Genomic DNA, 26,196 nt, shown 5'->3' on the forward strand with positions numbered 1-26,196 from the left:
CCATTGCGCATAGTGCAACGGGGGTCCCACCATGAAGTTCCGACGGACACTGGCTGTTGCCGCTCTCGGCGCGCTCGCAATCGGTTGCGCGCCACCGCAGGCGTCGAACGACACCTCGGGGCAGAGCGAGGAGACCACTGGCGAACTGCGTGTCTGGCTGTTCCAGGAGGCGTCCAACGCCGCCAAGGAGGCCGTTGTCGACGAGGCGAAGGCCGAGTTCGAGAAAGCACATGACGGCGTCACCGTGAACGTCGAGTACCTGCCCGTCGACGGCCGCGCGTCCCGCTTCAACGGTGCCTTCAACGACAAGGCGAGCGCCCCCGACGTGGCCGAGTTCGGCAACACCGACCTCGCGGGCTACACCGCGTCGAACGGGTTCGCCGACCTGACCGCCGACCTCGGGTCGTGGCCGGACAGCAAGGACCTGGTGCCCGAGGTGCTCGACACGGCCACAGTGGACGGCAAGACCTACGGCATCCCCTGGTACACCGGCACCCGCGCGCTCTACTACCGGACGGACGTCTTCACCGAACTCGGCCTGAAGCCGCCCGCGACGCTCGACGAGCTGACCGCGACGGCGCGCCAGATCCGAGCCGCGAAGCCGGACCTGTACGGGATCGCGGTCGGTGGCAAGTACCAGTTCGCGCTCCTGCCCTACATCTGGGCCAACGGCGGCGACGTGGCCGAACAGGACGGTGAGACCTGGAAGGCCACGATCGACTCGGCGGCGGCCCGTGCCGGGCTCAGCCAGTACGCCGAGCTGATCAGCGAGGACATCTGCCCGCCCGCCGCGTGCGCGCAGCTCACCGGCAGCCAGTCCGTCGCCGCATTCGCCGGCGGCAAGGCCGCGATGACGATCGGCGGCGACTTCAACCGGGCCGCGGTCGACGCCGGTGCCGTCAAGGGCAAGTACGCCGTGATCCCCTTGCCCGGCAAGACCGAGGGCTCAATCGCACCGGCGTTCGCGGGCGGCAACCTGCTCGGCGTGTTCGCCTCCAGCAAGAAGCGCACGCTCGCGCTGGACTTCGTGCAGCTCCTGGGCGGCAAGACCTACCAGGAGAAGATGTTCGGCGCGATGGGCAACATGCCCACGTTCACCGACGTGCAGGACCGCGTCGCGGCCGACGACCCGTTCCTCCAGCCGTTCATCGAGACCGTCCAGAGCGGGACCCGTTTCGTTCCGTCGACTCCGGCCTGGACGAAGATCGACGCGGCAGGCGTGCTGCCGACCACGGTCCAGCAGGTCGCGACCGGGCAGCTGGACGTGGCCGCGGCCACCAGCGCGGCGGCGGCCGAGATGAACGAAGCCTTCGGCAGCTGATGGCGTTCGCGCACCGGCGGGACGGGCGCGCCGCCCTGCTGTACCTGCTGCCCGCGGCGGTCGTGCTGCTGGCGCTGCTGGCCTACCCGATCTACCAGCTGGTCGTCATCTCGCTGTACGACTACGGACAGCCACAGGCCAGCGGCGCGGCGCCGCTCGTGTTCCTCGGGGTGGACAACTACGTCACGCTCCTGTCGGACCCGCGGTTCTGGGACGTCCTGCTCACGACGGTCGTGTTCGCGGCGGTCTGCGTCGTCGGGACGCTGCTCGTCGGCACGGCGCTGGCGGTGCTGGCGAACCGCGCGCGGACCGTGCCGAGGACGCTGCTGTTCCTCGCCGCGCTGGGTGCGTGGGCGACGCCGACGATGGCGGGTTCGTACGTGTGGCTGTTCCTGTTCGACCAGGACTTCGGGCTCGTCAACGAGGCGCTGGGGAGTCTCGGTTTCGACGGGATGCGCGGCCATTCCTGGACGTTCGAACGGTTCTCCGCGTTCGGGCTGGTCGCCGCGGAGATCATCTGGTGCTCGTTCCCGTTCGTGCTGGTCACCATGTACGCGGGCATCAAGGCGATCCCCGGTGAGGTGATCGAGGCGGCGGCGCTGGACGGCGCGTCGGCCCGCCGCACGGCGACGGCGGTGATCCTGCCGATCCTGCGGCCGCTGCTGATGATCGCGACGATCCAGTCGATCATCTGGGACTTCAAGGTGTTCACGCAGATCTACGTGATGACGAACGGCGGTGGCGTGGCCGGGCAGAACCTGGTGCTCAACGTGTTCGCGTACCAGAAGGCGTTCGCCGGTGAGCAGTACGGCCTCGGCGCGGCGATCGGGGTGGTCATGACCGTGCTGTTGCTGCTGATCACCGGGCTCTACGTGCGGGCGCAGCGGGGTGTGCGGTGAGGCGCGGGCAGCTCGTCGTCGACGTCGCGTGCGTGGTGATCGCCGCGGTCGTGGCGTTCCCGCTGTACTGGATGGTGCTGTCGGCGCTCAAGCCGGCGGGTGAGGTGCAGTCGGCGAACCCCCGCCCGTGGACCGGAGCGCCCACTCTGGACAGTTTTCGCCGGGTGCTCGACGTGGAGAACTTCGGGCTGTACTTCGTGAACAGCCTCGTGGTCGCGTTGCTGGTGGTCGCGCTGTCGCTGGTGGTGTCGTTCCTGTCGGCCGTGGCGCTGACCAGGTTCCGGTTCCGCGGCAGGACCGTGCTGGTAGTGATGCTGCTGGTGGCGCAGATGGTGCCGGTGGAGGCGCTGACCATCCCGCTGTTCTTCCTGATGCGGTCGTTCGGCGACGTGGTACCCGCGATCGGGCTGAACCAGCTGGGCGCGCTCGTGGTGGTGCACCTGGCGTTCAGCCTGCCGTTCGCGATCTGGATGCTGCGCGGCTTCGTGGCGACCGTGCCCGACGAGCTGGCGGAGGCGGCGGCACTCGACGGCGCGTCCCGGTTCCGCTTCACGTGGCAGGTGTTGTTCCCGCTGGTGGCTCCCGGTCTGGTCGCGGCGAGCGTGGTGTCGTTCATCCACGCGTGGAACGACTTCCTGTTCGCGAAGACGTTCCTCATCTCGGGCACCGACAACCGCACGCTCCCGTTGGGGCTGCTGGTGTTCTTCAAGCCCGAGGAGCAGGACTGGGGCGCGATCATGGCCGGTTCGACGTTGATGACGCTCCCGGTGCTGGCCTTCTTCCTGATCGTGCAACGACATCTGGTGTCCGGCATGGCCGGGGCGGTGAAGGGGTGACCGTGTTCGAAGGACTGCTGCCACGCCCGGTACGGGTGACGCCGACGGGCGGGACGTTGCATGATCCGCCCGCGCCGACGTTCGCCAAGGACCTGTCGCTGCCGCCGTCGGGTTTCCGGCTGACCGTGTCGTCGGACGGTGTGCACGTCGAGTCGGCCGACCCGGCGGGCGAGTTCTACGGTTTCCAGGCACTGCGGCAGCTGCGGGGCCCGGCGGCGTTCCGCGCGGTCGACCTCCCCGGTGACCCGTTGCCGTGCGGTGTGGTCGAGGACTGGCCCAGGTTCTCCTGGCGCGGCTGTCTGCTGGACGTGGCGAGGCACTTCATGCCGAAGTACGCCGTGCTGCGCTTCCTGGACCTGATGGCCGCGCACCGGCTGAACGTGCTGCACCTCCACCTGACCGACGACCAGGGCTGGCGCCTGGAGGTCCCGGAGTACCCGAAGCTCACGACGGTGGGCGCGTGGCGAGCGGGTTCGTGGACCGGCCGCCCACCGGACGGCACCCCGGGCCACGACGGCCGCCCGCACGGCGGGTACTACACGGTGGACGACCTGCGGGAGATCGTGGCGTACGCGGCGGAGCGGCACATCACGGTGGTCCCGGAGATCGACGTGCCGGGCCACAGCCAGGCAGCGATCGCGGCGTACCCGTGGCTGGGCGTGACCGGCGAGCGCCTCGAGGTCCTGACCCGGTGGGGCGTCAACGAGAACGTGCTGGCCATGACCGACGAGGTGGTCGACTTCTACCGCAGGGTCCTGACCCACGTGACGGAGATCTTCCCGTCCGAGGTGATCTGCCTCGGCGGCGACGAGGTCCCGGCGACGCAGTGGGCCGCGGACCCTGGTTCGGTGGACCGCGCGGCCGACCTCGGTCTGTCGAATGTGGACTCGCTGCACGGCTGGTTCGTGGCCCAGCTGGCCACCCACCTGGAGTCGCTGGGCCGCAGGGCATCCGTGTGGGACGAGGCCCTGTCCCCCAGGCTGCCACCCCGCACGATCGTCGCTGCCTGGCACCCGGACGTCGACGCCGGGGGGCACGACGTGGTGCTGTGCCCGGAGGACCACCTGTACCTGGACCACCGCCAGTCCGACCACCCCTCCGAGCCGATCCCGGTGGGGTACCTGCGGACGCTGGCAGACGTGTACGCGTACGAGCCGTCGGCGTCGGCGCTGGGTGCGCAGGCGCAGGTGTGGTCCGAGCACCTGGACTCGCCTCGGCGCGTGGACTACGCGGCGTTCCCGAGGCTGGCGGCGTTCGCGGAGGTGGTGTGGAGCGGTCCGGACCGCTCGTACGAGGAGTTCGAGCAACGGCTGATCGCACACCACCTGCCACGGCTGGACGCGCTGGGCGTGGAGTACCGCCCGCTGGCGGGCCCGCATCCGTGGCAGACCCGGCCCGGGGTGCCGGGTCGCCCCCGCTGACCAGCGCACGGCTGGTCACGCCGGCGGTGGTTTGCTCCGCGCGGCAATGCCACCGAGGTCGTCGTCGGCCTGGAAGGACTGGCGCTGTCCGGCGTGGCCTTGTACGGAGCGGTGGCGCTCGGCGTGCTGCGCTCACGCCCGGTCAGCGCGCGCAGCTGACCATCGACCACGCGGCGCGCACCACCCGAGGTTCGCTCTGAGCATGACGCGTTGCCGCGGCGAACAGCGAAGCGGATCGTCGGGACCATGGCCGTCATCGCGCACCTCAGCGACCCGCACCTCACCACCGGCCCACTGGGCGCGGCACCAGCGACCGCTCTGTACCGGGCACTGGGCCGCGTCCGCACGCTCGACCCGCCACCCGACCGCGTCGTGATCACCGGCGACCTGGTCGAACACGGCACCCCCGAGGAATACCGGGCCCTGCACGAGGTGATCGGCCGCTTCCCGCTCCCACTGCACCTCGTGGCGGGCAACCACGACAACCCGGAGAAGCTCCTCGCCGAGTTCGGGAACACCCGGTTCCTCGGCGGGACAACGCACTACACCGCCGACACCCTCGTCGTCCTCGACTCCGCCGCCGGGTACCTCGGTGCGGAGCAGCTGGCGTGGCTCGACCGCACGCTGGCCACCACCGGCCCGGCGTTCGTCTGCCTGCACCACCCGCCGATCCCGGTCGGCATACCGTTCCTCGACCGGCAGCGCCTGACCGACGGCGAGCAACTGGCCGCGGTGGTCGAAAGGCACGACGTCACCGCCGTTCTCGCCGGGCACGTCCACCGCCACGTCACCGCCGCCTTCGCCGGCACGATCCTCGTCACCGCACCCAGCACCCACCTCCAGAGCGGGCTCGCCATGACCGGCACGGTCCCGGACTACCTTCCCGAACCGACGTCGTTCCTGCTCCACCTCGACGGGACAACGCACACGGTCCCGGTCAGCCATGCTGCCGGGACCGTTGCCTGCTACTGACTCACCACATCGTCACGCCGTACGCGGGACCGTAGTACGCGAGGCTGTCCGCGATCGGGAAGTACCACGACACGTTCTGCCCGGCACCGACCGCGGCGGCGCAGCGGTAGCGGCTGCCGTCCCAGTACAGTTGCGCGCCGCTGGTGACACCCTCCGGCGACCAGTGCGACAGGGCCGCCACGTTCGCACCGCCCGAGTCGCCCGGTTCGACGCACGCCGAGTGGCGGGTCATGCCGTACACCGCGCCCTGGCTGTAGTTCACGGTCTCGTCCTTGCCCGTGATGTAGCCGCAGGTCCACTTCGTCGTGATGCCCGACTTGCACAGGTACGTGCCGACCGGCGCGTCGCTGTGGCCGCTGACCGTGATGATCCCGCCGTTGGACGGGTTCGTGTCGACCCACCAGCCCTGGTACCAGTACGACGGGTTGTCGTTGCGGACCAGCGCGTCGTCGTAGCTCGGGAAGAAGCTGGCCACGGTGGTGCCGAGCACCACGCCGTCCTGGCCGTACACAGTGGACCCCGCACCGACGCAGTGACCCGCGGTCAGCAGGAAGCCCTGGCCGGTGTTCTGGTTGCGCAGGTTGAAGCCCGCCGAGCAGCTGCCGTAGTTGATCGCGTCGCCGCCGTCGAGGTAGTTGGCGGTCCGCACCGGCGCGCGGTCGGTCTGCTCGACGCGCACCGCGTCACCGAACTTCGCGAGCGCCGACAGGGACGCCTGCTGTCCCTTCACCGCGGTCACGACGACGCTGTTGGTCTTCTGGTCGACCCGCCAGCTCGCCAGGCCCCGCAGCTTCGAGACACCCTGCTTCGCGCGCCCGTCACCGGAAGCCTTGCCCGACAACGTGTCCAGCTCGGCACGGACGGCGTCCAGCTCGGCGGCACTGTGCCGCACGACCTTCGCGGCGGCGCCCGCCTTCGTCACCTCGGCGACCCGCGCCTGGTCGGTGACGGCGACGGTCAGGCGACCGGCGGCCGCGTCGAACCAGGACCCACCGAAGTCGGCACCCAGCGACGAACGCAGGCGCACGTCGAGGTCGACGGCCCGGTCCTGCTGCCCCCGCAGCGTGGCCGCCTGCGCGGCCGTGAGACCCAGATCCCGTTGCATGGCAGCAAGAACCTCGTCGGACGCGGCGGGCCGGACCGGCGCGGCCGCGGCCGTCGACTGCACCGCCACGGCGAGCGTGCCGACCGCCGCCGCGGTGACGAGGACGCGAACGAACTTTCTCATCCCTTGAATCTCCCCTGCTGTGGGTTTGCACGAACGACAGGTGGGTCGTCGCACACCACCGGGGTCGTTAGACCACTCGAGGAGATACGCCCCAACGGGCACAACCAGGTTGAGCCAGGTCACAGACACCGATGCCGCCGCACCCCACGAGGGCGCGGCGGCATCGGAGATACCACGACCTACTCGAACTTCTCGCCCTTCTCGGCCTTCTCGACCAGCGAGGCGGGCGGGGTGAAGTGGTCGCCGTAGCGCTCGGCCAGCTCACGTGCCCGCGCGACGAACCCGGCGACGCCACCGGAGTACCCGTTGATGTACTGGATGACACCACCGGTCCACGGCGGGAAGCCGATGCCCATGATCGAGCCGATGTTCGCGTCCGGCACCGACCGCAGCACGCCCTCGTCGAAGCACTTGACCGTCTCGAGGGCCTCCGCGAAGAGCATGCGCTCCTTCATGTCCTCGAACGGGATCTCGTGCCCCTCCTTGGTGAAGTTCTCGTAGAGACCCCTCCACAGGCCGACCCGCTTGCCGTCCGCGTACTCGTAGAAGCCCGCGCCCGACGACTTGCCCTTGCGGTCGAACTCCTCGACCATCCGGTCCATGATCGGCTCGGAGGCGTGGGACGTCCACTCGCCACCCGCGGCGAGAACCGCGGCCTGGGTCTCCTTGCGGATCTTCAACGGCAGCGTCAAGGTCAGCTCGTCCAGCAGCTGCAGCGGCGGCGCCGGGTAGCCGGCCTGCGAACCGGCCTGCTCCACCGACGCCGGGTTCACGCCCTCGGCCACCATCGCGACGGCCTCGTTGATGAACGTGCCGATCACGCGCGAGGTGAAGAAGCCGCGCGAGTCGTTGACGACGATCGGCGTCTTCTTGATCTGCTGCGCCACGTCGAACGCCTTGGCCAGCGTGGCGTCACTGGTGTTGTCGCCGACGATGATCTCCAGCAGCGGCATCTTGTCGACCGGGGAGAAGAAGTGCAGGCCGATGAAGTCCTCCTGCCGCTTCACGCCCTCGGCGAGGCCCGTGATCGGCAGCGTGGAGGTGTTGGAGCCCAGCACGGCGTCCGGCGCCACGATGTTCTCGATCTCCGCGAACACCTTGTGCTTCAGCTCGGTGCTCTCGAAGACCGCCTCGATCACGAGGTCGCAGCCCGCGAGGTCCTCGGGGTTGGCCGTGGGCGTGATGCGGGCCAGCGTCTCGTCGGCCTTCTCCCGCGTGGACTTCCCCCGCGAGACGGCCTTCTCGAACAGCTTGACCGAGTAGTCCTTGCCCTTGTCGGCGGCTTCCTGCGAGACGTCCTTGAGTACGACCTCCATGCCGCCACGCGCGCAGACGTACGCGATGCCCGCGCCCATCATGCCCGCGCCGAGCACGCCCACCTTGCGGGCGGTGAACTTCTCGTACCCGTCCGGCCGGGAGCCGCCGGAGTTGATGTGCTGCAGGTCGAAGAAGAACGCCTTGATCATGTTCTTCGCGACCTGGCCGGACAGCAGCGACAGCAGGTACCGGGACTCGATCGTCAGCGCGGTGTCGATGTCGACCTGCGCACCCTCGATCGCGGCGGACAGGATCGCCTTCGGCGCGGGCATGTTCGTGCCCTTGAGCTGCTTGCGCAGGTTGGCCGGGAACGCGGGCAGGTTCGCCGCGAACGCCGGGTGCGACGGGGAGCCGCCGGGGATCTTGTAGCCCTTGACGTCCCACGGCTGCGCGGCCTCGGGGTTGGCCTTGATCCACTCCTTGGCCTTGGGCAGCAGCTCGTCGACGGAGCCGACGACCTCGTTCACCAGGCCGACTTCCTTCGCCTTGGCCGGGTTGTACTGCGTGCCCTGCAACAGCACCTGCAGCAGCGCGTTCTGGATGCCCAGCAGCCGCACGGTCCTGGTGACGCCGCCGCCACCGGGCAGGAGGCCGAGCGTGACCTCGGGCAGGCCGATCTTCGAACCCCTGACGTCCGCGGCGATCCGGTGGTGGGTCGCGAGCGCGATCTCCAGGCCACCGCCGAGCGCGGCGCCGTTGACGGCCGCCACGACCGGCTTGCCGAGCGTCTCCAGGCGGCGCAGGTCCGCCTTGATGCCCTGGATGAACTCGAAGCCCTCCTTGGCCTGGTCGGCCTTGGCCTCGATCATGTCCTTGAGGTCGCCGCCCGCGAAGAACGTCTTCTTGGCCGAGGTGATCACCACGCCGGTGATGTCGTCCTTCTCGGCGTGCAGGCGCTCGACCGTGGCGTGCATCGACGCCGCGTAGTCGCGGTTCATCGTGTTGGCCGACTGGTTCGGGTCGTCCATGGTGAGGACGACGATCCCGTCGGCGTCCTTCTCCCAGCGAATGGTCTCAGTCATTGAGGTCTTCGTCCTTACACGCGCTCGATGAGGGTCGCGACGCCCATGCCGCCGCCGATGCAGAGGGTGATCACGGCCCGGCGCGCCTGGCGGCGCTCCAGCTCGTCGACCATGGTGCCGAGGATCATCGCGCCGGTCGCGCCCAGCGGGTGGCCCATGGCGATGGCACCGCCGTTGACGTTGAGCTTCTCGTCCGGGATGTGCAGCTTCTTCTGGTAGTTCAGCACCACCGACGCGAACGCCTCGTTCAGCTCGAACAGGTCGATGTCGTCGACGGACAGGCCGGTCCTGGCGAGCAGCTTCTCGGTCGCGGGGACCGGGCCGGTCAGCATGATCGTCGAGTCGGCGCCGGAGGTGGCGGTGGCGACGATGCGGGCGCGCGGGGTCAGGCCCATGTCCTTGCCCGCCTGCTCGGAGCCGACGAGCACCAGCGCGGCGCCGTCGACGATGCCCGAGGAGTTGCCGGCGTGGTGCACGTGGTTGATCTTCTCGACGTAGTGGTACTTCTGCAGCGCCACCGCGTCGAAGCCGCCCATGTCACCGATCGTGGCGAACGACGGCTTCAGGTTGCCGAGGCCGTCGACCGTGGTGTCGGGGCGCATGTGCTCGTCGTGGTCGAGGACGGTGATGCCGTTCTGGTCGACCACCGGGACGATCGAGTTCGCGAAGTAGCCGTTGCTCGTCGCCTTGGCCGCGAGCTGCTGGCTGCGCACGGCGTAGGCGTCGACGTCCTCGCGCGAGAAGCCCTCGATCGTCGCGATCAGGTCGGCGCCGATGCCCTGCGGCACGAAGTAGGTGTCGTAGGCGGTGGCCGGGTCCATGGCCCACGCGCCGCCGTCGGAGCCCATCGCGACCCGCGACATCGACTCGACGCCGCCGCCGATGACGACCTCGTCCCAGCCGGAGGCGACCTTCTGGGCGGCGATGTTGACGGCCTCGAGGCCCGACGCGCAGAAGCGGTTGAGCTGCACGCCCCCGACGGTGTCGGGGAGCCCGGCCGCGATGGCGGCGGTCTTCGCGATGTCACTGCCCTGGTCACCGATGGGGGTGACCACGCCGAGCAGCAGGTCGGAGACCCGGTCGACGTCGAGCGTGGGGTTGCGCTTGCGGAGCTCGTCGATCAGGCCGACGACGAGGGAGATCGGCTTGGTTCCGTGCAGCGACCCGTTCTTCTTGCCCCGGCCGCGCGGGGTGCGGATCGCGTCGTAGACGAATGCTTCGGTAGCCACGCTAGGGGTCCTCTCGAGGGCTAATACTGATTAACATGTTGGCACCGGATCTGTGGTTGTCAACGATCGCCACCTGATTTGGGGTGTGGGCCACACTCAGGCCGCGCCAGGACCCGAGGTCCACGTCATCGCGCTAATCTGAGTTCACTTCGGATCGCGTTGGCGGTTTGCCAACAACCCGCGCTTCGGTTAGCGTTGGCGGGTACGCCGCACCGTGGAGGAACCGTGGCGGAGATTTCTCGGCCGCCGGTCAGGCGACCGCGCAACCGCAAGGCCCAACTCGCCGACGCGGCTGCCGAGCTGTTCCGCAAGCACGGGTACCACCAGGTCAGCGTCAACGACATCGCCAAGGCCGCGGGCGTCACCGGGCCTGCCGTCTACCGTCATTTCCGGGGCAAACAGGACATCCTGGCCCACGTCCTCCTGTCCGGCATGGACACGTTCGGCCTGGTGACCGAGGGGGCGCTCGCCACCCCGGGCACCCCCGCCGGCCAGCTGTCGGCCCTGCTGCGGGCGGTCGCCGAGCTGGCCGTCGACCGGCGCGAGATCACCGCGCTGTGGCGCTGGGAGGGCCGCCACCTCGCCGAGGCCGACCGCACCAAGATCCGCCACCGGGGTGCCGAGCTGATGGCGCAGTGGGGCATCGCGCTGCGCGACGCCCGCCCCGAGCTGGCGATGAGCGACGCCGAGCTGCTGTGCTGGGCGACCCTGTCGGTGTACGGGAGCCTGTCCGACCACCACACGAGCCCGCCGCGGCGCCGCTTCGAGGACCTGCTTGTCACGCTCGCGACCGCGGTCACCTCGTGCCGGGTCCCCGACGGTGACCCGGTGCCGCTGCCGGAACCACTGCCGGAACGGGCCCCCGGCACGCCCGGTTCACGCCGCGAGGAGCTGTTGACCGCCGCGATCTCCCTGTTCCGCGAACGCGGGTACGCGGCGGTGAGCATGGAGGACATCGGCGCCCGCGCGGGCATGGCCGGGCCGAGCATCTACCGGTACTTCCCCGGCAAGGCGGCCATCCTCGTCGCGGGCGGCTACCGCATGTCCGACCAGCTGGCCCGCACGGCCACGCACGCGATGACGCTGCCGCCGCAGGAGGCGCTGACCTACCTGGCCACGTCCTACGTGGATACGGTGCTGCGGTCGGACAACATCATGGCGACCTTCGCGAACGAGCTGCGCAACCTGCCGGAACGGGACCGCAAGGACCTGGTGCGGCTGCAGCGGCACTACGTCGGGCACTGGTACGCGCTGCTGCGCACGGTCGCCCCCGACCTGCCGGAACCCGACACGCGGGTGATCGTGCACGTGGCACTCACGATCGTGAACGACCTGGCCCGCACCCCGAGGCTGCTGCGGCGGCCGAGGATCGCGGCCGAACTGACCGAGCTGGCGGTGACCGTTCTCGACGCTGGGAGGTAGTGATGTCCACTGCGCTGCGTGCACCTTACGAGGTGGACAAGAACGCGTTCGACCGCTGGCTGATGGACCGCGCCTGGCCCACGAAGGACCTGGCCGCACCACCCGCCGGACTCAAGCCGGTGCCCGGTGACCCCGGCCTGCCGGTGCTGGGGCACAGCCTGGAGATGCTGCGGCTGGGCCTCGACTACGCGATGAAGCGCTACGAGCAGTACGGCCCGGTGTCGTGGGTCCGCGCCTTCGGGGTGAACGTGGTGTCCGCGTCCGGCCCGGACGCGACGCAGGTCGTGCTGGCGAACAGGGACAAGGCGTACTCGCAGCAGGGCTGGGAGTACTTCATCGGCCCGTTCTTCAACCGCGGCCTGATGCTCCTGGACTTCGACGAGCACATCTACCACCGGCGGCTCATGCAGCTGGCGTTCACCGCGGACCGCCTGTCGGCGTACATGACGCAGGTGGGCGACGTGGTGGCCGACAGCGTGTCGGCGTGGTCGCCGCGCGACGGGTTCCAGGTGTACCCGGCGCTCAAACAGCTCACGCTGGACGTGGCGACGAAGATCTTCATGGCGTCGTCGCTCGGCGGTGACTCCTCCCGCCTGACCAAGGCGTTCGTGGACACGGTCCGCGCTGGCACGGCGCTCATCCGGCTGCCGGTGCCGGGCGGCCGGTGGCAGGCAGGCCTCACCGGGCGCAAGGTGCTGGAGGACTACTTCCGCCGCGGCCTGCCCGCGAAACGCGCCTCGGACTCCGACGACCTGTTCGCCGCGCTGTGCCACGCCCGCACCGACGAGGGCGAGACGTTCTCCGACGACGACGTCGTCAACCACATGATCTTCCTGATGATGGCGGCCCACGACACGTCGACCATCGCCACGTCGTCGCTGGTGTACTACCTCGGCAAGAACCCCGAGTGGCAGTCCCTCGTGCGCGAGGAGTCCCTCGCGCTGGGCGACGAGCCCCTCACCGTGTCTACTTTGGACCGGCTGCCGGCGCTGGACCTGGTGCTGAAGGAGTCGATGCGCCTGGTGGCGCCGGTCCCGTGGATGGTCCGCAAGACCGTCAAGGACACCGACCTGCTCGGCCACCACCTGCCCGCGGGCACGTTCGTGACGACGCTGGCGTGGATCAACCACATGCTGCCGGAGTACTGGACCGAGCCGAACCGCTTCGATCCGCTGCGCTTCTCGGAAGACCGCCGCGAGGACAAGTCCCACCGCTTCGCGTACATGCCCTTCGGCGGCGGCGTGCACAAGTGCATCGGCATGCACTTCGGCACCCAGGAAGTGAAGACGATCGCCCACGAGCTGGTCCGCCGTTTCGAGTGGACGGTCCCCGCCGACTACGACGTCCGCTGGGACCCGACCGCGTTGCCGCTGCCGAAGGACGGCCTGCCGATCTCCATCAAACGCCGCTGAGCCTCGTACCCACGAACCGCAACGCGTCGGGCAGCACCCGGAGGAAGTAGCCGCCGTCATGGGCCCCTGGCCCGATGGCGGCCACGTCCGGCCGGGCCTTCCGGACGAACTCCCGCGCGGCGCCGACGAACGGGTCTTCGGTACCACACCAGACTCCGAGGGCTGTGTTCCCGAGGTCACCGGTGTGCCGCAAGGGTTCGTTGGCGAGCCAGTGCCCTTCGTCGCGGAAAACGTCCCGGGCCTTCGCGTCAGCCCAGTCCTGGAAGAGCGCGGGCCCGATGACCGCCACGGCCCGCAGATCGGCCTCACGCGCGTACCGCAACGACCCGAAGGCCCCCATGGAGATCCCGACCGCGGCGGTGGGCGCGGGCAGGGCCCGCTCGGCGAGCCACACAGGCAACTCGTCCCGCAACATCCGCAGGGTGTCGTCGATCCAGTAGGTGCTCCCCCCGTCCACCGCGACAATCCCGAAGGGCGGTGCCCCATCCCGGCGAAGGGCGGTGAGAAACCGCGGCACCCCCATGTCGAGGAACGACCGCGCGTCACCACCCCGCCCGTGCAGCGCGAGACACACCGGCCGCCCCGGCGCGGCCCCCACGACCACGAGATCCATGTCCACCCCACGAGCAGCGGACCGCACCCGGTCGGTGACCACCTTTTCGGGCGGCACCTCGGGAATCTCCCCATCGGGCCCGGTCAGCCCCAGCACCCGGCGCAACCCAGGCCCACCGGGCAACACGTCGGTGACCATCCCGGCCCCGGTGAGCGCGGCGGCGCCGGCCACCCCTGCTCCCCCGAGCAACAACGCCCTCCGCGATACCCGCATACCCTCCGGACGCATGACGTGCGGTCCGGTTCCTAGCGCGGCGCCTCGGTGTCGCTGCCGGTGCGGCCGCAGTGGACGTCGTCGCGCGTGTAGTGGATGCCCACGCCCGCCTCGCCGGGGGCGTGGTCGTCGCGGAGTACCAGGTGGTTGTCGTAGTCGCCGCCGTTCTGGTGGCGGAACGGGATCGGTTCGGCGTCGGGCAGTGTGATCAGTCGTTCCGCCAGCCGTTTGGCGGCGTCCGCGTACTCGTCGTCGGACACGGACACCGCGCCGTTGACCACAAACGGCGCCACCGGCGTCATCCCCGAGTACCACAGCGTGCCGTGCGTGAGGGAGAACAGCACCTCGTCCAGCTCGCCATGGATCCCCCTCGGCCCCGTGGTGGCCGCGTTGGCGCCGACGGTCGTGATCACCAGCGCCCGCCTGCCGACCAGCCCACCATCCCCGTACCGCCGGGCGCGCCCGGTGACCGGGTCGAGCACGCCCTGCGCGAACCCCTGCACGAACAACCGGTCGAACCAGCCCTTGAGGATCGCCGGCATGCCGAACCACCACAACGGGAACTGCACGACCACCGTGTCCGCCCACAGCAGTTTCTCCTGCTCGGCACGGATGTCCGCGCGCAGCGACCCGTCGTTCAGCGCTCGCTCGGACTCCTCGAGCACGTCCAGCCGCGAGGCCGGATCGTGCGCGAAGTCCTCGGCCCGCACCACCGGGTCCCAGTCCATGGCATAGAGGTCCGACTCCCGCACCTCATGCCCGTGCCCACGCAGCACCGCGATCCCGTGGTCCCGCAAGGAACCGTTCAACGACCGCGGCTCGGGATGGGCGTACAACCACAGCACACGCATACGTCACCCTCCACTCACGACCATGCCCTGCGCGAACGTGACGGCAGCCAGTGAGCGGCCGGCACCTGCTCGGCCAGGTCGAGTGTCAGCTCCACCCGGTCAGGCTACCCAGATCGGGCAGCGGTCGGGCACCTCGTGCAGTCTGCGCAGCTGGTTGATGCCGCTCAGCCAGCCACACCAGCTCCTGGGCGGCGGCGGGCCGTCCCCCAGCCGCATGGTGACCGACAGCCGCGTCCCGGAGTCGACTTCGGACAGTTCCCAGGTGCTGACACCGGTGTCCTCGGACAACACGAGGCGGTGGTCCGCGACCAGCTCGACGACCGTGCCGACCGGACCGCCGCCCTCGATCTCCCAGCGGCCGCCGGGGAACAGCTCGATCGCGAGCGGCAGGCCGAACCAGCGCTCGAACAGCGCCCGGTCGGTGAGCGACTCGAACACCTCGTCGGTCGGCGCGGCGATGTCCACGGTGGTGCTGCTCTCGTCGAACTCCAGGACGGCGCGGCCCTCCAGCGCGTCGACCGCGTTCGCGAGCTCCAGGCAGCGCTGCGTGAACTCGCGGTCCCGCACCTCCGCCTCGATGAGACCGTCGTCGGTGACCGTCGCCCACGGCAGCCGGTCACGGGTGTCGGCGGCGGGGGCGATCGTGCGTGCGCGAATCCTCACGGGGTCACATCATCGAGCAACATCAGGCAGTCCGGCAACGGGGCCGAGTGCACGACACCGAGCCGCTGCGTCGCCCTGGTCAGCGCCACGTACAGCTCGGCGGCACCGGCGGACCCGGCCATGATCGTCGCCGGCTCGACCACGATCACCCCGTCGAACTCGAGGCCCTTGGTCGCCCTCGGCGGCAGGACCAGCGCGTCCACGTTGAGCGTCGACCCGTCCGGCGCGATCACCGCGATCGTGCCCTCGCCGATCTCCTCCTCCATGCGCGCGACCATCTCCGTCACCGCGGCCGCCAGCTTGCCCGCGGGCGCCCAGCGCGACCACGGCGGCACCCCGGTCGACCGCACGGACTTCGGCGGCTGCGCCGAGGTGTCCATCGTGGACAGCAGCGACGCGGCGACGTCCATGATCTCCGCCGGCATGCGGTAGTTGATGGTCAGCTGCCGGTAGGTCCACCGGTTCGGCACGTACTCGTCGAGCATGTTCGCCCAGGTCCGCGCACCCGCTGGCGACTCGCGCTGCGCGAGGTCGCCGACGATGGTCATGGACCGGCTCGGGCACCGCCGCATCAGCACCCGCCAGTCCATCTCGGACAGCTCCTGCGCCTCGTCGACCACCACGTGCCCGTAGGTCCACTCGCGGTCCGCGGCCGCCCGCTCGGCGAGCGACCGGTGGTCGCGCTCCTCCTGCCGTTCGGCCAGCTGCGTCGGGTCGATCAGGTCGACGGCACGCAGCATCTCCTCGTCGGGGTCCTCGTCGGTGTCGAGGATGTCGAGCACGCCCCGCGCGTACGCCTCCTGCTCGCGCCGCGTCTGCTCCGCCTCCTCGTCCGACTCGTACGCCCCGAGCAGCTCAGCGGCCTCGTCGAGCAGGGGCACGTCCGACACGGTCCACGCGTCGCCGCGGTCGCGCAGGAACGACCTGGGCGCGCGGATCGCGGCCAGCCGCTCCGGCGAGGTGTACAGGTCGGAGAACAGCTTCCTCGGCGAGAGCCGCGGCCACAGCAGCTCGACGGCGGCGGCGAGCGCGGTGCTCGAGATCAGCTCGCGGCGCACGTCCGCCGCCAGGTCAGCGGCCAGGTCCGGGGTGTCCCGCGCGTCCAGCCAGCCCTCCCCGATCCGGTCGACGGCCTGCTCGGCCAGCTCCAGGACCAGCGCGTCGCGGAAGATGTCCTGCGCCCGGTTGTGCAGGCGCCCGGACCCGCGGGCCCGCTCCCGCGCCCGCCCGGCGACCGCAACGTCGATCTCGACGGTCACGTCGTCCAGCTCGACCTCGATCGGCGTCTCCGGCACCTCCTGCCGGTTCGCGACGGCGGCGTGCACCAGGTCGACCATCGTGAGACTGCCCTTGACCTCGCGGTCCGGGTCCGCGGCACGCGTCTTCACGTCCGGCAGCAGCTCGCCGGGGGTCGAGAACACCACGTCGGTCTCGCCGAGTGAGGGCAGCACGCCGCCGATGTAGCGGAGGAAGCCGGTGTTGGGGCCGATGATCAGCACACCGCGCCGGGACATCCGTTCGCGGTGCGTGTACAGCAGGTAGGCGACCCGGTGCAGCGCGACGACGGTCTTGCCGGTGCCGGGTCCGCCGTCGATGACGACCACGCCGGTGCGGCCGAGGCGGATGATCTCGTCCTGCTCGGCCTGGATCGTCGCGACGATGTCACCCATCGTCTCCGACCGGGGGGCGTTGAGCGCGGCGACCAGCACCTCGTCACTGTCGGCGACACCGTGTTCGAGAACGTCGTCGTGAAATGACAGGACCCGGCGGCCGCGGACCCGGAAATGGCGCCTGCGGGTCACCCCTTCCGGATTCGCGGCGGTCGCCACGTAAAAGGGCCGCGCGACCGGTGCGCGCCAGTCGGTGAGGAGCGGTTCGTAGTCGTTCTCCTCGTCGAACAACCCGATCCGGCCGATGTAGGTGGTCTCACCCGCGGTGTGGTCGAGCCTGCCGAAGCACAGCCCGTTGTCGGCCACCTTCAGCCGCCCGATCTGGCTGGTCAGCGTGGTCGCGGCCACGTCCCGCTCCCAGAGGGCCTCAGTGGTCTCCGCGGTGCTGTCGATCAGCACGCCGTCGAGCTTGCCGGCCGCGGTCGACCGCTCGGCGTCCAGGCGCGCGTACAACGACGCGATGTGTTCCCGTTCCGCCTGCAATTCCACGTCGTAATCGCTCTTTGACAAATGAGCCCCTCATAAGCTATAATCAACGCACTTTCCGGCATTCGCCGAATTCACAGCGCAAAGCCAGCCATTGATTATGGCTTGTGATAGACCATTTGCCAAACGAGCCGGTCACGGCTCCTGGTGCAGCGCGTCCGCCAGCATCGCCGCCCACTGGTCCAGCACCCGCTGACGGCGCTTGCGGTCGTCGGTGAGCAGGTTCGCCAGGCCAAGGCCGCGGGCCATGTCGAGCGTCGCCTGCACCGCCTCCCGCACCCCGGTCCGCGACTCGTCGACGCCGAGCAGCTCCAGTGCCGTCCGGTGGGTCTCCCGCCCGACCTGCGCCTCCAGCCCGACCACGCGCTCCTTCAGCCGCTCGTCCGACGACGCCGCCACCCACAGGTGGATCGCCGCGCGGAACAGCGGTCCGGTGTACATCAGCTCGACCATCCCGACCACGGCCCTGGTGCGGTCCGGGCCGGCGGGGAGGTCCACCGCCCTGGACCGGAGCACGGCGAGGCGTTCCGAGGTCACGTGCTCGACCGCCGAGGTGAACAGGTCCTCCCTGGTCGGGAAGTGGTGCTGGGCGGCGCCCCGCGAGACGCCCGCCCGTTCCGCGACGACCGACACCGTGCTGCCCGACCAGCCGACCTCGGCCAGGCACTCGATGGCCGCCTCCAGGAGCCGCTGCCGGGTGGCCCGGCTGCGGTCCTGGCGCGGCTCCCGCAAAACCTCAGTCATCAGAGCGTGTCCTTTTGGATCTTTGTGCATAGTCCTGGCCTGATCAGCAGTTGCCTCAGGGGAACGTGACGGCACTCAGCCACTGACCGCCTGTGGTCCGCGGGTGTCGCCGGATCGGGACCAACACTTGTGAATCCGGGGAGGCGGGGCTGGGCACGCCCTAGTAGGACTTCGGGAGGCCCAGGGTGTTCTGGGCGACGAAGTTGAGGATCATCTCGCGGCTCACCGGCGCGATCCGGTTCACGCGCGCGGCCGCGACCAGCGCGCCGAGGCCGTACTCGGCGGTCAGGCCGTTGCCGCCGTGCACCTGGACCGCGGTGTCGACCGCCTTGATCGACGCCTCCGCCGCCGCGTACTTCGCCATGTTCGCGGCCTCGCCTGCACCCATGTCGTCGCCTGCGTCGTACAGGGCCGCCGCCTTCTGGGTCATCACCTTCGCCAGCTCCAGGCCGATCTTCGCCTCCGCGAGGGGGTGCGCCACGCCCTGGTGGGCGCCGATCGGAGTGCTCCACACCTGCCGCGACTTCGCGTAGTCGACGCCCTTGTCCAGGGCGTAGCGGCCCATGCCGATCGCGAACGACGCGGCCATGATGCGCTCCGGGTTCAGGCCGGCGAACAGCTGCAGCAGCGCCGCGTCCTGGGAGCCGACCAGCGCGTCCGCCGGGAGGCGGACGTCGTCGAGGAACAGCGTGAACTGCTTGTCCGGCGAGATGATGTCCATCTCGATCGGGTGGTACTCGACGCCGGGTGCGTCGGTCGGGACGATGAACAGCGCGGGCTTGAGCTTGCCTTCGCGGCTGTGCTGGTCTTCGGCGCGGCCGACGACCATCACGGCGGCGGCCTCGTCGACACCGGAGATGAAGACCTTGCGACCGTTCAGCACCCAGTCGTCGCCGTCGCGGCGGGCGGTGGTGGTGATCTTGTGCGAGTTGGAGCCGGCGTCCGGCTCGGTGATCGCGAACGCCATGCGCAGCGAGCCGTCGGCGAACCGCGGCAGCCACTCCTGCTTCTGCGCGTCCGTGCCGAAGCGGGTGATGATCGTCGCGCAGATCGCCGGGGACACCACCATCAGCAGCAGGCCGCAGCCCTGCGCCGCCAGCTCCTCGGCCACCGCGGCCAGGTCGCCGATGTTGCCGCCACCGCCGCCGAACTCCTCCGGCACGTTCACGCCGAGGTAGCCGAGCTTGCCTGCCTCGTCCCACAGCTCGGTGGACTTCTCGCCGGCACGCGCCTTCTTCAGGAACCACTCGCCGCCGTAGCGCCTGCCGAGGTCGGACACTGCCGCCCGCAGCGCCTGGCGCTCCTCGGTCTCGGAAAACCCGGTCATGCTCGTATTCATCGTTCGCTCCGCTCCTCCGCTGGGACGACGTCTTCCCTCGTCACGTGCTCGGCGCTGACGACGGCCAGGACCCGGCCGACCTCGACTTGATCTCCCGTCGTGACACCGAGTTCGGTGACCACACCGTCCGCGGGAGCGTTGATCCGGTGCTGCATCTTCATGGCCTCCAGCCACAGCAGCGGCTGGCCCTCGGTGACCCTGTCGCCCTGCTCGACCGCGACCCGCACGACCGTGCCGGGCATCGGCGCCAGCAGCGACCCGGCCGCGACCTGCGTGGCCGGGTCGGGAAAGCGCTCCACCGGCACCAGCGCGACCGACCCGAACGGCGAGTCCACAACGGACAGTCGTGGGTAGGATGCCACGTCGAACCGGCGGCGCAGCCCTTCCACGTCGAGCACGACCATGGTCGGCGTGGCCTCGACGAGCCGGACGCCGTCATGGCCGGTCAACCCGTCGCGGCCGAGCCGGTAGGTGACGTCGTGTTCGGTCTCGCCGACGGTGAAGCGTTTGCGCTGCGGCCCGGAGACCACGTTGCGCCACCCGCTGGGGATGCGGCCGAGGACCTTCGCGTCCGCCCGGTTCGCGGCGGCGTCGGCCAGTGCGGCGGCGAGTGCGGACAACCTGACGGTCGGTTCGGTGGCGAGCGGGGTGGCGAGTTCCTCGAGGCCGTGGCGTTCGAAGAACGCCGTGTCCGTGTCACCCGCCAGGAAGGCCGGGTGGCACAGGATGTTCACGAGCAGGTCCCGGTTCGTGGTGATGCCGTGCACCTTCGCCTTGGTCAGCGCGGCCGCGAGCGCACGCGCGGCGACGTCCCGGCTCGGCGCCACGGAGATCACCTTGGCGAGCATCGGATCGTAGTGCGGGCTGACCACCGTGCCACCGTCCACACCGGAGTCGAGCCGGATGCCCGTGCCCATGGGGACGGCGAACGTGGCGATCACCCCGGGCACCTCGAACCGGTGCAGCGTGCCGCTGTGCGGGCGCCAGTCGGCTGCCGGGTCCTCGGCGTAGAGCCGGACCTCGATCGCGTGGCCCTGCGACGGCGGCGGCCCGGCCGGGAGCGGCCTGCCCTCCGCCACCCCGATCTGCAGACCGACGAGGTCGAGACCTGACACGCATTCGGTTACGGGGTGCTCGACCTGCAGGCGCGTGTTCATCTCCAGGAAGTAGAACCGGCCTGCCTCGTCGGCGAGGAACTCGACGGTGCCCGCGCCGACGTACCCGATCGCCTTGGCGGCGCTGCGGGCGGCGGCGAACAGCTCGTCGCGCATCCCGGCGACCCGCTCGACCAGCGGCGACGGCGACTCCTCCACGATCTTCTGGTGGCGGCGCTGGATCGAGCACTCGCGCTCGCCCACCGCCCACACCGTGCCGTGGCGGTCGCACATCACCTGGACCTCGATGTGCCTGCCGGTTGTCAGGTACGGCTCGACGAACACCGTGTCGTCGCCGAACGCCGACGCCGCCTCGGACCGCGCGCCCTCGACCTGGTCGTCGAGTTCGGCCAGCGACCGCACGACGCGCATGCCACGCCCGCCGCCACCCGAGGACGCCTTGACCAGCACCGGCAGGTCGGCCTCGGTGATCGCGGCCGGGTCCAGTTCGGACAGGATGGGCACGCCCGCGTCGGCCATGAGCCGCTTGGACTCGATCTTGGAGCCCATCTGCTCGATGGCCTCCGGTGTGGGCCCGACCCAGGAGAGCCCGGCGTCGATCACCGCACGGGCGAACGCGGCGTTCTCGGACAGGAAGCCGTAGCCGGGGTGCACCGCGTCCGCACCTGACTCGCGTGCGGCGTCGATGATCAGGCCGGCACGCAGGTACGTGTCGGCCGGCGAGACGCCGGGCAGCCGGACCGCGGCGTCGGCCTCCCGGACGTGCGGGGCGTCCGCGTCGGCGTCGGAGAACACCGCGACGGTCGAGATACCCAACGTGCGGCAGGTACGGAAGACCCGGCGGGCGATCTCGCCCCGGTTCGCGACGAGCAGTGTCGTGATCATCCCGCTCACATCCGGAAGACGCCGAAGCCGCCAGCACCGCTGACCGGCCCGTTGTGGATCGCCGACAGGCTCATGCCGAGCACCGTGCGGGTGTCGCGCGGGTCGATGATGCCGTCGTCGTAGAGCATGCCGGACAGGAACATCGGCAGCGACTCCGCCTCGATCTGGTTCTCCACCATGGTCCGCATCGCGGCGTCGTGCTCCTCGTTGTACTCCTGGCCGCGGCTCGCGGCCGCCTGCCTGGCGACGATGGACAGCACGCCCGCGAGCTGCTGCGGCCCCATGACCGCGGACTTCGCACTGGGCCACGCGAACAGGAACCGCGGGTCGTAGGCGCGACCGCACATGCCGTAGTGCCCCGCGCCGTAGGACGCGCCCATGAGGATCGAGAGGTGCGGCACCTTCGAGTTCGACACCGCGTTGATCATCATGGCGCCGTGCTTGATGATGCCGCCCTGCTCGTACTCCTTGCCGACCATGTAGCCGGTGGTGTTGTGCAGGAAGATCAGCGGCGTGTCGATCTGGTTGGCGAGCTGGATGAACTGCGCGGCCTTCTGCGACTCCTCGCTGAACAGCACGCCGCGTGCGTTGGCGAGGATGCCGACCGGGTAGCCGTGCACCCGCGCCCAGCCGGTGACGAGGCTGCTGCCGTACAACGGCTTGAACTCGTCGAAGTCCGAACCGTCGACCACGCGGGCGATCACGTCCCGCGGGTCGAACGGCACCTTCAGGTCGGTCGGCACGATGCCGAGCAGGTCCTCCGCGTCGTACAGCGGTTCACTGTAGACACTCGCGGGCGCCGGGCCGTGCTTGCGCCAGTTGAGCCGCGCGACGATCCGGCGCCCGATGCGGATCGCGTCCTCCTCGTCGACGGCGAGGTAGTCGGCGAGCCCGGACGTGCGGGCGTGCATCTCGGCGCCACCGAGCGACTCGTCGTCGGACTCCTCGCCGGTCGCCATCTTGACCAGCGGCGGCCCGCCGAGGAACACCTTCGCGCGTTCGGCGACCATCACGACGTAGTCGGACATGCCCGGCAGGTACGCACCACCGGCGGTCGAGTTGCCGAAGACGAGCGCGACGGTCGGGCACCCAGCGGCGCTCGCCCGGGTGATGTCGCGGAAGATCCGCCCGCCCGGGATGAAGATCTCCTTCTGCGTGGGGAGATCCGCGCCGCCGGACTCGACGAGGTTGATCGTGGGCAGCCGGTTCTGCGCGGCGATGTCCGCGGCGCGGAACGACTTCTTGGTGGTCCACGGGTTGCTCGCGCCACCTTTGACCGTGGGGTCGCTCCCGCTGATCAGGCACTCGACGCCCTCGACGACTCCGATGCCGGTGACGACGCTGGCGCCGACCTTGTAGTCGGTGCCCCACGCGGCGAGCGGCGACAGCTCCAGGAACGGCGAGTCGGGGTCGAGCAGCAGCTCGATGCGCTCGCGGACGAGCAGCTTGCCGCGCTTGCGGTGCCGCTCGACGTACTTGTCGCCACCGCCCGCGACGGCCTTGGCGTGCTCGGCCTCGATCTCGGCGAGCTTGTCGAGCATGGCCTCGCGGTTGGCCTTGTGCTCGGTGGACGTCGTGTCCACAGCGGAGTTGATCGTCGTCACGAGTGGTACCCCAGCACTTTCGCGGCCAGTCCGGTCAGGATCTCGTTCGTGCCGCCACCGATGCCGAGGATGCGGACGTCGCGGTAGTGGCGCTCCACTTCGGACTCACGCATGTAGCCGAGTCCGCCGTGCAGCTGCACGGCCTCGTTGACGACCCACTCTCCGGTCTCGACGGCGGTGTTCTTCGCGAAGCACGCCTCGGCGATCACCTGCTCACCCTCGGCGTGCCGCAGGGCCACGTTCCGGGTGTAGGTGCGGGCGACGTCGACGCGCCGCGTCATCTCGGTCAGCTTGTGCTGCACAACCTGACGGGAGATGAGTGGCCGCGCGAACGTCTCCCGGAGGCGGCACCACTCGACGGTGAGGTCGAGCGCACGCTGCGCGGTGGCGTACCCCTGGACGGCGAGCGCGAGCCGTTCGGTGACGAAGTGGGTGGCCACCTGCGCGAACCCCTGACCTTCTTCCCCGACCAGGTTCTTCGCGGGCACGCGGACGTCCACGTAGGACAGCTCGGCGGTGTCGGAGCAGTGCCAGCCCATCTTGTCGAGCTTGCGGGTGACGGTGAAGCCGGGAGTGCCGCGTTCCACCACGAGCAACGACAGCCCACGCGCACCGGAGTCGCCGGTGCGCACGACGGTGGTGACGAAGTCGGCCCGGACACCGGAGGTGATGAACGTCTTGGCACCGTTGACGATGTAGTGGTCGCCATCTCGCCTGGCCGTGGTGCGCACGTTCGCGACGTCCGAACCACCGTCAGGTTCGGTGACGGCGAGTGAGCCGATCAGGTTCCCGGCGAGCGTCGGCCGGACCCAGCGGTCGACGTGGCCGGGGTCGCCCGCGGTGACGATGTGCGGCAGGGCGATGCCGGAGGTGAACAGGGAGGCGACGAGCCCGCCGGACCCGCCCGCGTAGTGGACCTCCTCGGTGACGACGGTGGCGTCGATGACGTCACCACCCCCGCCACCGACCTTCTCGGGGAACGCAAGGCCGAGCAGCCCCAGCTCCCCGGCCTTGCGGTGGAGGTCACGGGGTAGCTCGCCGTCACGCTCCCACTGGTCGAGATGTGGCCGTACCTCTTTCTCGACAAAGCGCCGTGTCGTCTCCCGGAGCGCCCGCCGCTCCGGCGTGTCGAAGGGGTTCACAGCAGCTCCTCGGGGATGTCGGCGTACCGGGACCGCAACCACTCGCCGAGCGACTTGGCCTGCGGATCGAACCGGGAGGAGGCGGCCACCCCCTTGCCGAGCAGCCCGTGCAGCACGAAGTTGACAGCTGTCAGGTTGGGCAGCGGGTGCCGTTCGATGTCGAGGTCCCTGGCCTCGGGCAACAACTCCCGGACCCGGTCGACGGTCAACTCGGCGGCCAGCCACGGATAGGCGGCCGGGTCACGCACCCAGACACCGAGGTTGGCGTCGCCTCCCTTGTCCCCGGACCGAGCACCGACAATCGTGCCGAGGGGTACCCGCCTGGTGGGGCCGCCGGGAACCGGACTGTCGTCCTCCACCGCGGGCGCGGAGTCAACGGCACGCACGTTCGGCGGCGCGATGGTGGTGCGGGTCCCGTCGGGCAGCACGGCGACGTGCTCGACGGAGTCCTGCGACACGTACTCGGGCCGGTAGACCCCGACCGGCGAGCCGTCCCCTGGCGGGGAGGTGAGGGTGAAGCCGGGGTAGGAAGCGAGCGCCAGCTCCACAGCCGCTCGCGAGAACGCCTTGGCGCGCTTGGGGCCCGGGGTGCGGATGGTGACGTGGAGGAGAGCGGAGGCGGCTTCCTCGGTGTCGGCGTCGGGGTGGTCGGTGCGCGCGAGCGTCCACTCCAGACCGTCAGCACCGACGGCGTCAGCCAGCTGCTGCCGGGCCAATGCCGCCTTGGCGTCGACGTCAAGTCCGCAGAGGACGAACGTCATGCTGTTCCGGAACCCGTCGAGGGTGTTGACACAAACCTTGAGCGTGTCGGGCGGCGCCTCCCCGGCCACCCCGGCGATGGCGACCCGATCCGGCCCGTCCTGGGTGAGCCTGATGGTGTCGAACCGGCTGGTGACGTCCGGCCCGAGATAACGGGGGCCGCCGATCTCGTAGAGGAGCTGGGCCTTGACGGTGTCGACGGTGACGGCGCCCCCGGTCGAGGCGTGCTTGGTGATGACGGCCGACCCGTCGCTGCCGATCTCGGCGATGGGAAAACCGGGATGCGCGAGGTCCGGGATCTCGGTGAAGAAGGCGAAGTTCCCGCCGGTGGCCTGGGTCCCGCACTCGATGACATGCCCGGCGACGGTGGCCCCGGCGAGCTGGTCGAAGTCCTCCCGCCCCCACCCGAAATGGTGAGCAGCAGGCGCGACGACGAGCGAGGCGTCGGTGACCCGCCCGGTGACGACGATGTCGGCGCCCGCGTTGAGACACTCGACGATGCCCCAGCAACCGAGGTAGGCGTTGGCGGTGAGCGCGCCGTCGAACCCGCGGTGGCGGAGGTCGTCCCCTTCGACGTGGGCGACCTTGGCCCGCGGATTCAACTCCCGGACAGCGGCGGCCAAACCCGCGGGATTGAGCCCACCGGCATTGGTGACAATCCGGACGCCCTTCTCGAGCGCGAGGTCGAGTGAGTCCTCGAGCTGCCGGAGGAAGGTCCGCGCATACCCGCGCGAAGCGTCCTTCATCCGGTCCCGCCCAAGAATGAGCATGGTCAGCTCGGCGAGATAGTCACCGGTGAGGTAGTCGAGCGGCCCGCCGGTGAGCATCTCCCGCACAGCGGAGAACCGATCCCCGTAAAACCCGGAAGCGTTCCCGATACGAATCATGAGGGTTGGCCTCCGGCCCCCGGTTCAACGCTACGGCAAGGCACCGACGATGTGGCCCGCTCGCGAGCCGAGCCTGTGGACAACTCCGCAGCTGTGGACAACCGGCCCCCGTATGAGAAGAACTGTCGGTGGCTGCCGGTAGCGTG

The 26,196-nt window shown here is 70.0% G+C and carries 20 protein-coding genes; 7 read left to right on the forward strand and 13 right to left on the reverse strand.

Annotated elements, in window-relative coordinates:
• The first annotated feature begins 31 nt into the window (after positions 1-31).
• From FHR82_RS30700 to FHR82_RS30720, 5 genes are all read left to right on the forward strand, one after another.
• Positions 32-1,321 carry an extracellular solute-binding protein gene (locus FHR82_RS30700; RefSeq protein WP_184814031.1) on the forward strand — a complete coding sequence of 430 codons (1,290 nt, stop codon included), beginning with the start codon at positions 32-34 and terminating at the stop codon, positions 1,319-1,321.
• The gene (locus tag FHR82_RS30705; protein WP_184814032.1) at positions 1,321-2,220 is read left to right on the forward strand and encodes a carbohydrate ABC transporter permease; all 900 of its coding nucleotides are present in this window, start codon (positions 1,321-1,323) and stop codon (positions 2,218-2,220) included. The genes FHR82_RS30700 and FHR82_RS30705 overlap by 1 nt, the downstream gene beginning before the upstream one ends.
• On the forward strand, positions 2,217-3,056 hold the full coding sequence (locus FHR82_RS30710) for a carbohydrate ABC transporter permease (protein WP_311771344.1): 840 nt from the start codon (positions 2,217-2,219) through the stop codon (positions 3,054-3,056). The genes FHR82_RS30705 and FHR82_RS30710 overlap by 4 nt, the downstream gene beginning before the upstream one ends.
• Positions 3,053-4,477: a beta-N-acetylhexosaminidase gene (locus tag FHR82_RS30715; protein ID WP_184814033.1), complete on the forward strand. Its 1,425-nt coding sequence runs from the start codon at positions 3,053-3,055 to the stop codon at positions 4,475-4,477. The genes FHR82_RS30710 and FHR82_RS30715 overlap by 4 nt, the downstream gene beginning before the upstream one ends.
• Positions 4,478-4,723: 246 nt before the next feature.
• The gene (locus tag FHR82_RS30720; RefSeq protein ID WP_184814034.1) at positions 4,724-5,449 is read left to right on the forward strand and encodes a metallophosphoesterase; all 726 of its coding nucleotides are present in this window, start codon (positions 4,724-4,726) and stop codon (positions 5,447-5,449) included.
• Position 5,450: 1 nt separating this feature from the next.
• On the opposite strand, the gene FHR82_RS30725 is transcribed toward FHR82_RS30720, so the two are convergent.
• The 3 genes from FHR82_RS30725 to FHR82_RS30735 form a co-directional block, all read right to left on the reverse strand.
• Positions 5,451-6,677, reverse strand: coding sequence for a S1 family peptidase (locus tag FHR82_RS30725; protein WP_184814035.1), 1,227 nt, complete (start codon positions 6,675-6,677; stop codon positions 5,451-5,453).
• 179 nt (positions 6,678-6,856) lie between these two features.
• Positions 6,857-9,016 carry a 3-hydroxyacyl-CoA dehydrogenase NAD-binding domain-containing protein gene (locus tag FHR82_RS30730; RefSeq protein WP_184814036.1) on the reverse strand — a complete coding sequence of 720 codons (2,160 nt, stop codon included), beginning with the start codon at positions 9,014-9,016 and terminating at the stop codon, positions 6,857-6,859.
• A 14-nt stretch (positions 9,017-9,030) separates the two neighbouring features.
• Complete coding sequence (locus tag FHR82_RS30735) at positions 9,031-10,245, reverse strand: acetyl-CoA C-acetyltransferase (protein WP_184814037.1); 1,215 nt, start codon at positions 10,243-10,245, stop codon at positions 9,031-9,033.
• Positions 10,246-10,470: 225 nt separating this feature from the next.
• Here FHR82_RS30735 and FHR82_RS30740 point away from each other — a divergent pair, with 225 nt between their 5' ends.
• Both FHR82_RS30740 and FHR82_RS30745 read left to right on the forward strand, forming a co-directional pair.
• On the forward strand, positions 10,471-11,667 hold the full coding sequence (locus FHR82_RS30740) for a TetR/AcrR family transcriptional regulator (protein WP_311771345.1): 1,197 nt from the start codon (positions 10,471-10,473) through the stop codon (positions 11,665-11,667).
• Positions 11,668-11,669: 2 nt separating this feature from the next.
• On the forward strand, positions 11,670-13,079 hold the full coding sequence (locus tag FHR82_RS30745) for a cytochrome P450 (protein WP_184814038.1): 1,410 nt from the start codon (positions 11,670-11,672) through the stop codon (positions 13,077-13,079).
• Here the strand turns inward: FHR82_RS30745 and FHR82_RS30750 are convergent.
• The 10 genes from FHR82_RS30750 to FHR82_RS30795 all read right to left on the reverse strand — a co-directional run bounded on the left by FHR82_RS30750 (position 13,066) and on the right by FHR82_RS30795 (position 26,050).
• Positions 13,066-13,863 (reverse strand): alpha/beta hydrolase, encoded by a 798-nt coding sequence (locus FHR82_RS30750; RefSeq protein ID WP_311771346.1) that lies wholly within the window; start codon positions 13,861-13,863, stop codon positions 13,066-13,068. The genes FHR82_RS30745 and FHR82_RS30750 overlap by 14 nt on opposite strands.
• A gap of 74 nt (positions 13,864-13,937) precedes the next feature.
• Positions 13,938-14,756: an NAD(P)H-dependent oxidoreductase gene (locus tag FHR82_RS30755; protein WP_184814040.1), complete on the reverse strand. Its 819-nt coding sequence runs from the start codon at positions 14,754-14,756 to the stop codon at positions 13,938-13,940.
• 99 nt (positions 14,757-14,855) lie between these two features.
• Entirely contained in the window at positions 14,856-15,419 is a 564-nt protein-coding gene (locus FHR82_RS30760; RefSeq protein WP_184814041.1) for an SRPBCC family protein, read from the reverse strand.
• The gene (locus FHR82_RS30765) at positions 15,416-17,578 is read right to left on the reverse strand and encodes a helicase (RefSeq protein ID WP_311771347.1); all 2,163 of its coding nucleotides are present in this window, start codon (positions 17,576-17,578) and stop codon (positions 15,416-15,418) included. Before FHR82_RS30765 ends, FHR82_RS30760 begins: the two co-directional genes overlap by 4 nt.
• A gap of 132 nt (positions 17,579-17,710) precedes the next feature.
• On the reverse strand, positions 17,711-18,319 hold the full coding sequence (locus FHR82_RS30770; protein WP_184814043.1) for a TetR/AcrR family transcriptional regulator: 609 nt from the start codon (positions 18,317-18,319) through the stop codon (positions 17,711-17,713).
• Positions 18,320-18,479: 160 nt separating this feature from the next.
• Positions 18,480-19,646 carry an acyl-CoA dehydrogenase family protein gene (locus tag FHR82_RS30775; RefSeq protein ID WP_184814044.1) on the reverse strand — a complete coding sequence of 389 codons (1,167 nt, stop codon included), beginning with the start codon at positions 19,644-19,646 and terminating at the stop codon, positions 18,480-18,482.
• An 8-nt stretch (positions 19,647-19,654) separates the two neighbouring features.
• A complete protein-coding gene (locus FHR82_RS30780) occupies positions 19,655-21,658 on the reverse strand; it encodes an acetyl/propionyl/methylcrotonyl-CoA carboxylase subunit alpha (protein WP_184814045.1) in 2,004 nt (667 codons plus the stop codon).
• 5 nt (positions 21,659-21,663) lie between these two features.
• Positions 21,664-23,262: an acyl-CoA carboxylase subunit beta gene (locus tag FHR82_RS30785; protein WP_184814046.1), complete on the reverse strand. Its 1,599-nt coding sequence runs from the start codon at positions 23,260-23,262 to the stop codon at positions 21,664-21,666.
• Positions 23,259-24,404, reverse strand: coding sequence for an acyl-CoA dehydrogenase family protein (locus FHR82_RS30790; RefSeq protein WP_184814047.1), 1,146 nt, complete (start codon positions 24,402-24,404; stop codon positions 23,259-23,261). The genes FHR82_RS30785 and FHR82_RS30790 overlap by 4 nt, the downstream gene beginning before the upstream one ends.
• On the reverse strand, positions 24,401-26,050 hold the full coding sequence (locus tag FHR82_RS30795; protein WP_184814048.1) for an acyclic terpene utilization AtuA family protein: 1,650 nt from the start codon (positions 26,048-26,050) through the stop codon (positions 24,401-24,403). Before FHR82_RS30795 ends, FHR82_RS30790 begins: the two co-directional genes overlap by 4 nt.
• Positions 26,051-26,196: the final 146 nt, after the last annotated feature.

Source organism: Actinophytocola algeriensis, assembly GCF_014203735.1.
GTDB lineage: Bacteria > Actinomycetota > Actinomycetes > Mycobacteriales > Pseudonocardiaceae > Actinophytocola > Actinophytocola algeriensis.

Bases quoted from the DNA above. Each gene is read 5' to 3' on its own strand.
- FHR82_RS30745 (WP_184814038.1), top strand. From the start codon at position 11,670: ATGTCCACTGCGCTGCGTGCACCTTACGAGGTGGACAAGAACGCGTTC.
- FHR82_RS30725 (WP_184814035.1), bottom strand. From the start codon at position 6,677: ATGAGAAAGTTCGTTCGCGTCCTCGTCACCGCGGCGGCGGTCGGCACG.
- FHR82_RS30720 (WP_184814034.1), top strand. From the start codon at position 4,724: ATGGCCGTCATCGCGCACCTCAGCGACCCGCACCTCACCACCGGCCCA.
- FHR82_RS30755 (WP_184814040.1), bottom strand. From the start codon at position 14,756: ATGCGTGTGCTGTGGTTGTACGCCCATCCCGAGCCGCGGTCGTTGAAC.
- FHR82_RS30775 (WP_184814044.1), bottom strand. From the start codon at position 19,646: ATGACCGGGTTTTCCGAGACCGAGGAGCGCCAGGCGCTGCGGGCGGCA.
- FHR82_RS30795 (WP_184814048.1), bottom strand. From the start codon at position 26,050: ATGATTCGTATCGGGAACGCTTCCGGGTTTTACGGGGATCGGTTCTCC.
- FHR82_RS30780 (WP_184814045.1), bottom strand. From the start codon at position 21,658: ATGATCACGACACTGCTCGTCGCGAACCGGGGCGAGATCGCCCGCCGG.
- FHR82_RS30700 (WP_184814031.1), top strand. From the start codon at position 32: ATGAAGTTCCGACGGACACTGGCTGTTGCCGCTCTCGGCGCGCTCGCA.
- FHR82_RS30705 (WP_184814032.1), top strand. From the start codon at position 1,321: ATGGCGTTCGCGCACCGGCGGGACGGGCGCGCCGCCCTGCTGTACCTG.
- FHR82_RS30770 (WP_184814043.1), bottom strand. From the start codon at position 18,319: ATGACTGAGGTTTTGCGGGAGCCGCGCCAGGACCGCAGCCGGGCCACC.
- FHR82_RS30730 (WP_184814036.1), bottom strand. From the start codon at position 9,016: ATGACTGAGACCATTCGCTGGGAGAAGGACGCCGACGGGATCGTCGTC.